The sequence below is a fragment of the Clostridium tetanomorphum genome (assembly GCF_017873215.1).
GTDB classification, from domain to species: Bacteria; Bacillota; Clostridia; order Clostridiales; family Clostridiaceae; genus Clostridium_AO; species Clostridium_AO tetanomorphum.
This window is the reverse complement of record NZ_JAGGKA010000007.1, coordinates 73,358-85,243: the sequence shown is the minus strand read 5'-3', so window position 1 is coordinate 85,243 and position 11,886 is coordinate 73,358. Positions and strand designations below refer to the sequence as shown.

The window sequence follows — 11,886 nt, the reverse complement described above, 5'->3', positions numbered from 1 at the left end:
TAAAAATAAGTCTAGAATTTTATCTAAAAATTCTAGACTTTACATTTTAGTTTAGTTAAAATTATTCAATTACTACAGCCGTACCAGATGCTGTAACCATAAGCATATTTCCCTGACCTAAAACTTCATAATCTATATCTACACCTATAACTGCATTAGCTCCAATAGCCGATGCTCTCTTTTCCATTTCTTTTAAGGCTTCTTCTCTAGCTTGAATAAGTTCTCCTTCATAAGATCCTGAACGACCTCCAAAAAAATTAGTTAATCCAGCTGCAAAATCTTTTACAAAGTTTACACCAGAAACTACTTCTCCAAATATAATTCCCTTATATTCAATTACCCTTCTTCCTTCTACCATAGGTGTTGTTGTCACTATCATTTATATTCCTCCTCATTTTATATTCTTAAATCAATCTATATATATATTATAAATTATCTTACAAACATCATACCTTAACTTTTTCTTAACATTTCTTCTTATTATCTAGCCAAAGTATTAATCATTAAAATATGTTACATATTGCAATTAAATGTGTATTTTATAAATAAAAACATAGTTACAATATGTTAAGATAATATATTGTAACTATGTTTTTATTTTAACTCAGCCAATATTAATTTTTTCTAATCATCTTCATACTAAAGTAAATCAACAAAGCTCCTACTATTATATTTAAAATATTCATTGCTTGAACTGACAAAAATGTTTTAGTAAAACTTCCTGTAACTGCAATTAAAGTTAAAAAAGATAACGTAGAAAGAACTGCTCCAGCTCCAAAAACATATATATCTTTACGCTTCATGTTTTCATTTACGATTTTCGATGAAAATACTCCCGCCCAAAATATTATGGTAAGCGGATTAGAAATAGTAAGAAGCACTCCCTTCATAAAGGAGCTATTTGTATTGTAAGAATTCATCATACTTAAATTTGGAATTAACTTAATATTAAACACTCCAAGAATAATACTAAAGCCAAAGATAAATAATATAGAAGCTCCAAATATTTTTAGTCCTAATTTTACATTATCTTTCTCAATAATCTTTGCAATCCCAAGGATAGCTCCTAATATAAAAAGACTATCAACAATTACTACCCCAAACACTCCTTTTTCTGCTATATAAAATCCATTTAATGTTGCTATTTGAAATATAAAAATACATACTGGGCCTACTGCTAGCTGTAAAAGCATACCAAATTTAAAGCCTTTTAAAAGCACTTTATCACCTCACTATATTACTTTGCAACATTAACCAAATAATCTAAATAATTATTTAACTTTTCCTTAGCTTGTTCTATTTGTTTTGTAGTGCTCTCTGTAAAGTTTCCTGCAGCTATAGTGTTATCCGAAGAGGATACTATACCCTTTAGATAGTCACAGTATTTATTGTGAATTGTATTTAATTCTTCTCCATGAGGTAATTTAATTACTTCATTTAAATATGTATGTAACTTTTCATTTTCTTCCTTAAGTTTAGGTAAAGATTTTTCATCTAGGGCATTCAAACTACTTTGTACAGCGTTTTTAACTTTTTCTGTGTAATTATATAATTGTTTTGTATAAATAGCATCAACTTTTGTAGCATTTACCATATCTTCTGGGCTTTTTCCTGTCATAAATCCTTTTACCAAAGTAAATGCTAAAAATAAAACCAAAACAAATATAACAAGTTTTGCCACCTTTTTTACTATACATATTATAATAGATAACGCAACCACTGCTGCTAATATAAATATTATTTTATCTCCAGTCATGTATAAATCTCACTCCATTTCTGCACTTATTCCATTAACTCATAGTATCTTTTAATCTTTTTCTCTAACTCAATTATACTTATAAATCTAGCTTCTCGTATTATTTCTGTTTCATCTATAAAACCAATAATACAAGGCAATGTAAACACACTAAATTTGGCAGCAGCTTCCTTAGCTTTATCAACTTCTACTTTAGCATAATTAATTCTAGGATATGCTTTAAGTAATTGTTGAATCTTAGGTAAAAGTCCAATACATACACCACAACTGTTTGAAGAAAAATATATTATACTAAATCTATTTTCTTTTATAAATGTATCAATATTTTCTACTGAATTTAAGATTTTCATTATATACTCCTTTCACATTCTATTTTACCTAAATTATTATTTTATGTAAACTATATGATATTAAAGGAAAACACTAAAAAATAATAAAGAATAAATTTTCAAAATTTATTCTTTATTATTTATTGCTTATTATTTATTGCTTATTATTTATTGCTTGTTATTTATTGCTTGTTATTTATTATTTATTGTTTATTATATATTCTGCTATTTGTATAGCATTAAGAGCTGCTCCTTTTCTTATGTTATCAGCAACTACCCATATATTTAATCCATTATCTAAACTAAAATCTCTTCTTATTCTACCCACATAAACTTCATCATGTCCTGATGCTTGAATAGGCATAGGATAAACCAAATGTTCTACATCGTCTTTTATAACAATTCCTTTAGAATTTTTAAACATTTCAAATACATCATTTATTTCAAAGTTATTGTTTAATTCCACATTTATACTTTCACTATGTGAATTATATACTGGAACTCTAACAGTAGTTGCTGTAATCTTTAATTTATCATCACGTAGTATCTTTCTTGTTTCATTAACCATTTTCATTTCTTCTTTTGTATATCCATTTTCTAAAAAAGAATCTATATGAGGAATTACATTTCCGGATATTGTATAAGGAAATTTTCTTGGGGGCATTCCCTTGTTTCCTTCTAAAAGATCATTATATCCTTCCATTCCTGCTCCTGACACAGCTTGATATGTAGAATAAACAATTCTTTTTATTCCATACTTATCATGTAGAGGTTTTAAGGCTACTACTGCTTGTATTGTAGAACAGTTTGGATTGGCTATTATTCCTTTATGTGATTTTATATCTTCTGGATTAACTTCTGGAACTACAAGTGGTACTTCTGGATCCATTCTCCAAGCACTACTATTATCAATAACTACAGCACCATATCTTGCAAATATAGGTGCAAATTCTAAACTAACATTTCCACCGGCTGAAAATAGTGCAAAATCTATTTTCTTATCCTTTATATTTTCTTCTTTTAACTCTTCTACAATATAATTTGATCTTTTAAATTGTAACTCTTTACCTGCAGATTTTGCTGAAGCAAATAAATATAACTCATTTATTGGAAAATTTCTTTCTTCCAGTATTTCTAGGAACTTTCTTCCTACCATTCCTGTACATCCTACTACTGCAACATTATAATTCATATATATATACCTCCTAAAAATTATTTATAAATTTAATTCTTTCGCTAATATAGTTGCTGCTTTTTGCTTATCTTCTGCATCTATAGTATAAGATATACTTATTTCAGAAGTAGTTACCTGTTTAAATTCTATGTTATTATCTGAAAATATACTAAATACTTTAGCAGCAACTCCAGACTGCTTCATCATACCTATTCCCACAACTGATATTTTTGTTATATTTGAAGCCTTAGATATTTCTATACCATTGATTTCTTCTTCTAGTTCTTTAGCTATATCATCAATAGTAAATATATCTTCCATAGATGCAGTAAATGATACATTTATTTTGCCATCCAATGGTGCTGTTTGACTTATCATATCAATATTAACATTATGTTTTGCCAATTTTTCAAATATTACCGCTATATTTTTAGCTCCACAAGGTACATTATTAACTGTAACCATTAATACATCATCACTAATTGTAAGACCAGTAATTAATTTTTCTTCCATAGTTTTATCATACTCCTTTATATAAGTTCCTAATTTTTCTTCGTAACTTGATGCTACATAAATAGGAATATTGTATTTATATCCTAGCTCAACAGCTCTTGTTTCCATAACACCAGCACCTAAACTTGCCATTTCCATCATTTCTTGATAACTTATGAAATCTAATTTTTTAGCATTAGGATATATTCTTGGATCAATACCATATATCCCATCCACATCCGTATAAATCTCGCAGGTGCAATTAAGCTTTGCAGCTAGTGCTACTGCAGTAGTATCAGATCCTCCTCTTCCCAAAGTAGTTATATCTCCAGTTTCATTTATTCCTTGAAAGCCTGCTACTACTACTATTTTATTTTCGTCTAAATGTTTCTTTACATTGTCTATATGTATTTCAGATATACGATTTTTAGTGTGAATACCCTCTGTTTTTATTCCTGCTTGAAATCCTGTTAATGATACTGATGGATAACCAAGTTCTTCAAATGCCATTGATAACAATGCAATTGATATCTGTTCTCCTGTAGACATAAGCATGTCTAATTCTCTTTTATTTGGATTTAAAGAAATTTCTTTTGCCATTGATATAAGCTTGTCTGTAGTTTTTCCCATAGCTGAAACTACCACTACCATATCATGACCGTTTTTCTTTCTATCTACTACTTTTTCTGCAATAGCCTTTATCTTATCTACTGTTGCTACTGATGAACCACCATATTTTTGAACTATAATAGACAAATAAATACCCTCCTTTATATATTTTCAATATTCATTTTATTTTTAATATTAAAAAAACAGTCATAAGCAAAAGGTACTTATGACTGTTATACACTAACAAAACCTTTTGCCCCAACATGACAAGCACTCCTTCAAAAAATTGGGCAATTCCTTGAAGACAGTACCATACTTATTCAGTATAGTCCCAACACATATCTTGTGTTTCGGCAATTTTCCCTTTCCTAAATGAACAAACATTTAATACTAATGAGAATTGCGGCCTCTATATCACGTTGCTAATAATTTATTCAATTTAACAAATAATCTCAAAACAAAAATAGCCATGAGCAAAAGGACTCATGACTGTTATATACTAACAAAACCTTTTGCCCCAACATAACAAGCACCCCTTTAGAAAATCGGGCAATTTTCTAAAGACAGTACCATACCTATTTGGTATAATCCCAACACATAACCTGTGTTTCGGCAATTGCCCCTTTCATGTAAAATAACATTACTATTGACAACTGCGGCCTCTATATCATGTTGTTTATATGCTTATTTACTTTTTAACACCTATATTATGTTTAACAGTTTATCAGATAATTTCCATTAAGTCAACTATTTTTTATGCCTATAATTTTTTTAGCATTTATTAAAAATAATTTATCTCTTTCTTTAATAAATTTCCCCATATAATTATCTGGCTCATCTTTTTCTAAAATACCAATGGCTTCATCTATGTTCATCCATTTTAATTTAAATCCATCTTTAATTTCTTCTTCTGTATAATTTGGTTTTTTAATTTCTCCTAATACTTTTGAATAATAGCAATAAGATATTTGTAACTGTTTAAACTCATTTCTATATTCTAATATGGCTCCTATTTCTCCTAAAACTTCTATATCTGCGCCAACTTCTTCTTTAACTTCTCTTCTTAATGCTTTATCTGTACTTTCTCCTAGTTCTATGCCTCCCCCTGGCAGTTTGTGATAGTTATTCTTCGATACATATAATATGGCTATTTTATTCCAATGGTCAAAAAGTATTGTTCTTGCAGCTTTTCTGATTTTATAGCTTGTATCTTCATTATTAGTGTTTATACCAATATCTTTGTCATAAATTTCTTTTATTAAATCCATTATGCTCTTACCTCCTCTTAAGCAAATTAAACTTTCATTACATAATAAATATGGTTACTACATATTTTACCATAATAATATACAATTTCTCATTTTATAATATATTAAATTTTCTCAAATCTTCTATAAATAATTCAAAGTTAACTACTCTTGAATAACCTAATATGATTTTTGCACTACTTAACAATTTTTTATCTTCTGTAACTAATATATAATCACTATATTTTTCACAAATACAAATAAGATTATAATCAATTTCTGAAAGTTTGTTACCACATATTAAATATATGTTTTCCTTATAATCATATTTTACATATTCATTAAATTTACTGTCTTTTGAAAAATCACATAAATCATTTTCAGTTACATGATTTAACAATTCTAAAAATTTACTTGTAAGTACTGGTGTGCCTTTATATTCTGTGAATTCTTTTTTACTCAATTCTTCAGCTACATTATGAGATATTTTAAAATCTATATTAGGATGTTTTTCTAATAAATTAAAAACATCTGGATATTGACTCCAAATTTTTATAACTATATTTGAGTCTAAAAGATATTTTTTGTTAAGCATATTTTATTATCTCCTCAGTTATATAAATTTACTAATATTGTCCTTTACATTCACCTCTGAAAAAGCAATCATAGTGGTAGTGATAGTATATGGGGCTATTTCATTAATAAATTTTTCTATCTCATCTAAAGATATAACAGATAATTTTACTATATAACATGCATCCCCTGCAATTCTATAGCAAAACTCACTTCTAGGATAGTCTATTATGAATTCCCTGAACCTTTCATATTCTCCATTTCTCATAGTAACCTTAATTAAGCAATCAATAAGAAATCCTAATTTCTTTTTATTTATTTTTATAGTATAGTTTTCAATCACTCCACTTTCCTCAAGTCTTCTAACTCTTTCTGTAACAGATGGTGGTGATAAATTTATTCTCTTTGATAATTCTCTAATTGATAATCTACTATTATTTTGAAGCTCAGATAAAATTTTTATATCAATCTCATCTATTTTCATTTATAAGTATTTCCTCCTATTTTTATGTTATTCACTATATATTTCAGTGCATTATGTTTCATTTGAAATACATTTTTGTCAATCTATATTTTATAATTAATTATACCTTTAATACATTACATTAATAATAAGATAGGAGGGTAATAATGGCAAGATTAAATTTATCAAAATTGGGCAATACACCGTTTCAACAATTATTAGGTCATAATAAAACCATTTTAAATGCATGGACAATGCTAGAAGATACTTTATTTACATCCTCTACTTTTACCACTGAACTCAAAGAAGAGATTAGACGGACATTAGCTTTTCTAAATGGTTGTTCTTATTGTATGGCTAAAGGAATGCCTTCACATTATCATACTGACACTAGAACATCTATTGCTGTTTCCTTTGCAAAAACAGTATGCAAAAATAATTATAATATTGAAGATAGTGTTTTTCACTCTATTAAACGAGAATTTACCTCAGAAGAAATTTCGGAATTGTGTGCCTTCATATGCTTTATCAGTGCTTGTCAAAACTTTAGTGTTTTACTCAATCTTACTCCAAGTTGTTCTATAAAAAAAATATAAAACTATAATTTTATTTTTATATAGTCCCATTTATTGATGCATTAGTTCCTTAGTTTATTATTAGAATTAATATTTTTTACGATTAATATTAATAAAATGAAATTAATTATTTACATTTTCTCATTAAGGTATTAAAATAAAACCTGGCTTATTCTTTGAAGTTTGTTTCAAAAACTAGATTTAAAATATATAAATGTTCTTTTATTTTCTATTTATGTGAATATGATCTAGTATATGAACTGCAATATAAGTTCAAAATATTAATATCTTACCAAAGAGAGGTGCTTTAATGAAAACTTTTCAAGATCTTATTAGCGAAACTTTAGAAGTTACGGATTTAGAAGAATTAGAATCCGCAGCAGACTTATTTCAATTTGGTATTGAAAAAGGTTATTATACTAAAAAGCAAGTAGATGAGTTTAATGATACCTATTGGAATGTAAAAAATAGATTGTTAACTTATAGTATTGCTGAAAAAATAAACTGGAATGTATTAGACATTAGTTCTATAGTTTCAAAAGCTCCTTCTGATATAAGAAACGATGAAGGCAAATTAATGAACTATGTAAATGATCGTATAAAGGCGTTAAAGGGTAAAATTAAAGGATTTAAATAATCTAAAGTTTTATTATTGAAATAGTTATATGCTGATATAATCATTTTATTTATAAATATTATATATCAGCATATAATAACGTTTCATATTTTAAATATATTAACTATTCTTTTGTCTCATTTTTATTGTTCTATAAATTTATATATCTGTGAAAATATTCATTAATACTTTCAAAACATGTATTTACCATAAATTCTATATCATTTTTGTTTATTACATATGGAGGAATAAAATATAACACATTTCCAATGGGTCTTAGTAATAGCCCTTTCTTTAAGGCTATTTTATAAATTTCATATCCAACTCTTTCTTGCCAATAAAAGCTCTCCTTTGTTTTTTTATCTTTTACTAATTCTATGGCAGTAATCATTCCTATACTTCTTACTTCCCCAACATAGGGATGATCCTTAGATAACTGCTCTGTTAACTTTTTTATTAATTCACCTTTTTCTTTATTATTTTCTATAATATGCTCTTCTTCAAATATTTTAAGATTTTCTAGAGCAATTGCACAAGCCATAGCATTTCCTGCATAAGTATGGCTATGTAAGAAAGCCTTTAGTTCCTTGTATTCTCCATAGAAAACATCATATATGTTCTCACTAGCCATTATCACTGACATAGGCATATATCCTGCTGATATACCTTTTGAAAGGCACATTATATCTGGACTTATTTCTCCGTATTCACAGGCAAACATTTTTCCCGTTCTTCCAAATCCAACAGCTATTTCATCTGCTATAAGGTGTATATTATATCTATTACATGCTTCCCTAAGTTTTTTCAAATATATAAGTGAATATATTTTCATGCCAGCAGCTCCTTGAACCATAGGTTCTATAATTATTCCACAAAGATTTTCATGATTAGCCTTTAATGCCTTTTCCATGTGCTCAAAACATTCTGCACTGCAATATTGTCTGGATTTTCCATAAATGCATCTATAACAATCTGGACCCTTAACCCTTAGGGTATTTAAAAGTAACGGCTTATATATTTTATTATATAAATCTAAATCACATACAGATAACGCTCCTAAAGTTTCTCCATGATAAGCATCACTTATAGCAATAAATCTAGTTTTTTTACTGTTTCCTTTATGTTGATGATAATGAAAACTCATTTTTAGTGCAATTTCTACTGCTGAAGAACCATTATCAGAAAAATAAACTTTTTCTAATTTCTTTGGCGTAATTTTTACAAGCTTTTCTGCTAGTTCTATAGCAGGCTTATTTGAAAAGTTAGCAAAAATTACATGCTCAATCTGATCTATTTGCTTTTTTAATGCATTATTAATCCTTTTATTACTATGTCCAAATAAATTTGTCCACCACGAAGATATACAATCTAAATATCTATTTCCTTCAATGTCGTATAAATAGCAACCTTCTCCCCTTTCAATTACTTTAGGTGGAAATTCTTCATAGTCTTTCATTTGAGAACAAGGATGCCATATATATTTTAAATCTTTATCTATATAATTATTCATTTTCTTCTCCTATCCTATGGTTAAATAATTTTATAAAGTGATTATTAGATTCAGATAGAATATCCATACATTCAATTAAGTATTCTGCATTTAAGTATTTTTCTACTACTTGTCTTATATTTTTTATATTCAACTGTTTTTTTTCTAGTCCATCTATATAAGGAATCACTGCTAAAACAGGAACATTGGTAAGCTTTTTAATAACCTCTATATTGTCATTGCAAAGCAAATTATCTTTATATCCATTTATTATTATGCCCTTTACTTCAATGCTAAGATTTTGTATGTACTTTATTGTAAGTATAGTATGATTTATAGTACCAAGTCCTGCCCTAGCTACAACTATCACATTCATATTTAAATCTTTAATTAAATCCTGTAAAAGATAAAGATTATTCCCATCATCTATTAATGGACATACAATGCCCCCACTTCCCTCTGCTATAATATAATCATATTTCTCTTTTAATTCATTGTATTTATAGACTATTTTTTTCTTGCTTATACTGTTTCCTTCTATTTTTGCAGCTAAATGCGGTGATACTGGTGTTCTAAAAATATATGGTGTTATATTTTTAAAATCCTCTTTTAAATTGCTAACCTGACAGACAATTCTTGTATCCATCAAATCATCATTGTTATTTTCTGCTCCACTTAAAGCTGCTTTAAAGTATGCTGCATTATATCCTTTTAATCTAAGTAAATATAGAATTCCCGAAGTTACTATGGTTTTTCCTACATCAGTATCTGTGCCAGTTATAAATATACCTTTAGTCATTTCTTTTCACCTCAAATCCAAGTTTCTTTATCATATTAATATCATCTAAAATCTTATTTCCAGAGGTAGTTAAATAATTACCTGATATGGTAGCATTTGCACCTGATTTGAAACATTCCCTTCCAAAATCTTTTATAAGATTTCTTCCCCCTGCTAATCTAATATATGCTCTTGGATTTATAAATCGAAAAATTGCTACAGTTTTCAGTATCTCTTCTTGACTTAATCTTTTCGTATTTTCAAGTGGTGTACCTTTTACAGGATTTAATATATTAATTGGAATAGATATAACTTCCAATTCTCTAAGCTGTATAGCTAATTTTATTCTATCCTTCATATCCTCACCCATACCTATGATTCCGCCAGAACATACTTGAAGTCCAGCTTTCTTAGCATTATTTATAGTTTCAATCCTTTCATCATAAGAATGAGTTGTACATATTTTTTCATAGTGTTCTCTGCTTGTTTCTAAATTATGATGATACATTAAAACTCCTGTTTCTTTTAATACTAAAAGCTGTTCATAATCTAATATGCCTAGTGAAGCACACAAATCCATGCTTGTTTCATTCTTTAATTTCTCATATATTTTTATAATTTTTTGAAAATCCTCTCCTTTTAGTCCTCTTCCACTTGTAACTAAAGAAAATCTATTTACACCATAATATTGATTCTCTCTGGCTAAATCTAAGACTTCATCCATGGATACAATTTCATGTTCTTCAATGTTTGTTTTATAATGTGCTGATTGTGCACAAAACCTGCAATCCTCAGAACATGAGCCACATTTAGCATTCATTATGGAGCATAAGTTAACTATGTTATCATTAAATCTATTACGTATTCTATCTGCTGCTTTAAACAATTCATTAATATGTCTATTATGTATTTCTGAAAGCTTAACTGCTTCATTAAAATTAATAGTTTTTCCTTTATATACTTTATTTTCTAGTAATGTTATTACTTCCATAGCATTTCCTCCTAATATAATTAATTAAAATAACTCAATACACTATCTAATTTGTTTTCTAAATATGCCTATTAGTTATCCCTTCGTTGGCATATAGGTGCAGAGTCCTATTTTTCTCATGGCTTTAACAATTTTAGCAGAGGCAATTGCTGTTATGAAGCTTAAAACTGCATCTCCCAAAACACAGACTATAAAGCCATAAAATACTACGGTGTAAAGTGACATACTTTTCCCTAAATACAGATTACATATTCTATATAAATATAAAACTCCAAATAAATAAACAAAAAATAGACCTGATAATATAATTAAGAAAGCTTTTAAAATTGTAAGTTCTTTAATTCTCTCGGTAAATTTCCCAATAACATATGCTGCAACAATAAATCCAATAAGATACCCAAAAGTTGGTTTAAAAACATACCCTATGCCTCCACCTTCTGTGAATACAGGAATTCCTGCTAAACCTATTGCAACATAAATAATTTGTGATAATGCACCTAATCTAGCCCCCAATATCATTCCTGCAAATGCACAAAATAAAAATTGTAAAGTAAACGGAACATATGGAATAGGAATTTTTATAAAAGCTCCTATTGCCGTTAATGCTGCAAACATAGCTACTAAAATTAAATCTCTAATTTTCAAAAATCATCACTCCTTAAAATTCAATATTTAATATAACTTGTTAAAAATAATATACACTATAGTATAAATATTGTAAACCATTTTTATATTTTAAGTTGACAATAATAATATAAAGTTATTGCTAATTAACTCTAGGTTATTGCTATATT

Annotated in this window: 14 protein-coding genes, 1 pseudogene and 2 riboswitches; of the genes and pseudogenes, 2 read left to right on the top strand and 13 right to left on the bottom strand. The window is 27.7% G+C overall.

Features of this window, described 5'->3' with window-relative positions; all coding sequences use genetic code 11:
* Positions 1 to 61 precede the first annotated feature (61 nt).
* From J2Z24_RS08660 to J2Z24_RS08620, 9 genes are all read right to left on the bottom strand, one after another.
* Positions 62 to 379 carry a putative heavy metal-binding protein gene (locus J2Z24_RS08660; protein WP_111947518.1) on the bottom strand — a complete coding sequence of 106 codons (318 nt, stop codon included), beginning with the start codon at positions 377 to 379 and terminating at the stop codon, positions 62 to 64.
* A 235-nt stretch (positions 380 to 614) separates the two neighbouring features.
* Positions 615 to 1,220, bottom strand: a complete 606-nt coding sequence (locus J2Z24_RS08655) for a LysE family transporter (protein WP_035148045.1) — start codon at positions 1,218 to 1,220, stop codon at positions 615 to 617.
* 17 nt (positions 1,221 to 1,237) lie between these two features.
* Positions 1,238 to 1,756 (bottom strand): hypothetical protein, encoded by a 519-nt coding sequence (locus tag J2Z24_RS08650; RefSeq protein WP_035148047.1) that lies wholly within the window; start codon positions 1,754 to 1,756, stop codon positions 1,238 to 1,240.
* Positions 1,757 to 1,782: 26 nt separating this feature from the next.
* Positions 1,783 to 2,106 carry a thioredoxin family protein gene (locus J2Z24_RS08645; protein ID WP_035148050.1) on the bottom strand — a complete coding sequence of 108 codons (324 nt, stop codon included), beginning with the start codon at positions 2,104 to 2,106 and terminating at the stop codon, positions 1,783 to 1,785.
* A 178-nt stretch (positions 2,107 to 2,284) separates the two neighbouring features.
* On the bottom strand, positions 2,285 to 3,277 hold the full coding sequence (locus J2Z24_RS08640; RefSeq protein ID WP_035148051.1) for an aspartate-semialdehyde dehydrogenase: 993 nt from the start codon (positions 3,275 to 3,277) through the stop codon (positions 2,285 to 2,287).
* A 24-nt stretch (positions 3,278 to 3,301) separates the two neighbouring features.
* Positions 3,302 to 4,507, bottom strand: coding sequence for an aspartate kinase (locus J2Z24_RS08635; RefSeq protein ID WP_035148053.1), 1,206 nt, complete (start codon positions 4,505 to 4,507; stop codon positions 3,302 to 3,304).
* 114 nt (positions 4,508 to 4,621) lie between these two features.
* Positions 4,622 to 4,780: riboswitch (Lysine riboswitch) on the bottom strand.
* Between the two features lie 99 nt (positions 4,781 to 4,879).
* A riboswitch (Lysine riboswitch) is annotated at positions 4,880 to 5,033 on the bottom strand.
* Positions 5,034 to 5,103: 70 nt separating this feature from the next.
* The gene (locus J2Z24_RS08630) at positions 5,104 to 5,628 is read right to left on the bottom strand and encodes an NUDIX domain-containing protein (RefSeq protein ID WP_035148054.1); all 525 of its coding nucleotides are present in this window, start codon (positions 5,626 to 5,628) and stop codon (positions 5,104 to 5,106) included.
* Between the two features lie 94 nt (positions 5,629 to 5,722).
* Positions 5,723 to 6,202, bottom strand: a complete 480-nt coding sequence (locus J2Z24_RS08625; RefSeq protein ID WP_035148057.1) for a PIN domain-containing protein — start codon at positions 6,200 to 6,202, stop codon at positions 5,723 to 5,725.
* A gap of 18 nt (positions 6,203 to 6,220) precedes the next feature.
* On the bottom strand, positions 6,221 to 6,664 hold the full coding sequence (locus J2Z24_RS08620; RefSeq protein WP_035148058.1) for an Lrp/AsnC family transcriptional regulator: 444 nt from the start codon (positions 6,662 to 6,664) through the stop codon (positions 6,221 to 6,223).
* Positions 6,665 to 6,810: 146 nt separating this feature from the next.
* On the opposite strand from J2Z24_RS08620, the gene J2Z24_RS08615 reads away from it, so the two are divergent.
* Complete coding sequence (locus tag J2Z24_RS08615) at positions 6,811 to 7,239, top strand: carboxymuconolactone decarboxylase family protein (RefSeq protein ID WP_035148061.1); 429 nt, start codon at positions 6,811 to 6,813, stop codon at positions 7,237 to 7,239.
* Positions 7,240 to 7,528: 289 nt separating this feature from the next.
* Positions 7,529 to 7,855, top strand: a complete 327-nt coding sequence (locus J2Z24_RS08610; RefSeq protein WP_035148062.1) for a hypothetical protein — start codon at positions 7,529 to 7,531, stop codon at positions 7,853 to 7,855.
* Between the two features lie 130 nt (positions 7,856 to 7,985).
* Here the strand turns inward: J2Z24_RS08610 and bioA are convergent, their stop codons facing one another.
* The 4 genes and pseudogenes from bioA to J2Z24_RS08590 form a co-directional block, all read right to left on the bottom strand.
* Entirely contained in the window at positions 7,986 to 9,344 is a 1,359-nt protein-coding gene (gene bioA, locus J2Z24_RS08605; RefSeq protein ID WP_035148063.1) for an adenosylmethionine--8-amino-7-oxononanoate transaminase, read from the bottom strand.
* Between the two features lie 55 nt (positions 9,345 to 9,399).
* Positions 9,400 to 10,122 (bottom strand): annotated as a pseudogene (bioD, locus tag J2Z24_RS08600) (dethiobiotin synthase); the annotation flags it as partial.
* Positions 10,115 to 11,092, bottom strand: a complete 978-nt coding sequence (bioB, locus tag J2Z24_RS08595) for a biotin synthase BioB (protein WP_035148064.1) — start codon at positions 11,090 to 11,092, stop codon at positions 10,115 to 10,117. The gene bioB and the pseudogene bioD, both read right to left, overlap by 8 nt.
* A 75-nt stretch (positions 11,093 to 11,167) precedes the next feature.
* Positions 11,168 to 11,737 (bottom strand): biotin transporter BioY, encoded by a 570-nt coding sequence (locus J2Z24_RS08590; protein WP_173680254.1) that lies wholly within the window; start codon positions 11,735 to 11,737, stop codon positions 11,168 to 11,170.
* Positions 11,738 to 11,886 lie beyond the last annotated feature (149 nt).

What these genes read in the sequence shown, in the direction of transcription:
- J2Z24_RS08660 (WP_111947518.1), bottom strand. Translation starts at nt 379, where the DNA reads ATGATAGTGACAACAACACCTATGGTAGAAGGAAGAAGGGTAATTGAA.
- J2Z24_RS08650 (WP_035148047.1), bottom strand. Translation starts at nt 1,756, where the DNA reads ATGACTGGAGATAAAATAATATTTATATTAGCAGCAGTGGTTGCGTTA.
- J2Z24_RS08645 (WP_035148050.1), bottom strand. Translation starts at nt 2,106, where the DNA reads ATGAAAATCTTAAATTCAGTAGAAAATATTGATACATTTATAAAAGAA.
- J2Z24_RS08640 (WP_035148051.1), bottom strand. Translation starts at nt 3,277, where the DNA reads ATGAATTATAATGTTGCAGTAGTAGGATGTACAGGAATGGTAGGAAGA.
- J2Z24_RS08630 (WP_035148054.1), bottom strand. Translation starts at nt 5,628, where the DNA reads ATGGATTTAATAAAAGAAATTTATGACAAAGATATTGGTATAAACACT.
- J2Z24_RS08625 (WP_035148057.1), bottom strand. Translation starts at nt 6,202, where the DNA reads ATGCTTAACAAAAAATATCTTTTAGACTCAAATATAGTTATAAAAATT.
- J2Z24_RS08620 (WP_035148058.1), bottom strand. Translation starts at nt 6,664, where the DNA reads ATGAAAATAGATGAGATTGATATAAAAATTTTATCTGAGCTTCAAAAT.
- J2Z24_RS08615 (WP_035148061.1), top strand. Translation starts at nt 6,811, where the DNA reads ATGGCAAGATTAAATTTATCAAAATTGGGCAATACACCGTTTCAACAA.
- J2Z24_RS08610 (WP_035148062.1), top strand. Translation starts at nt 7,529, where the DNA reads ATGAAAACTTTTCAAGATCTTATTAGCGAAACTTTAGAAGTTACGGAT.
- bioA (WP_035148063.1), bottom strand. Translation starts at nt 9,344, where the DNA reads ATGAATAATTATATAGATAAAGATTTAAAATATATATGGCATCCTTGT.
- bioB (WP_035148064.1), bottom strand. Translation starts at nt 11,092, where the DNA reads ATGGAAGTAATAACATTACTAGAAAATAAAGTATATAAAGGAAAAACT.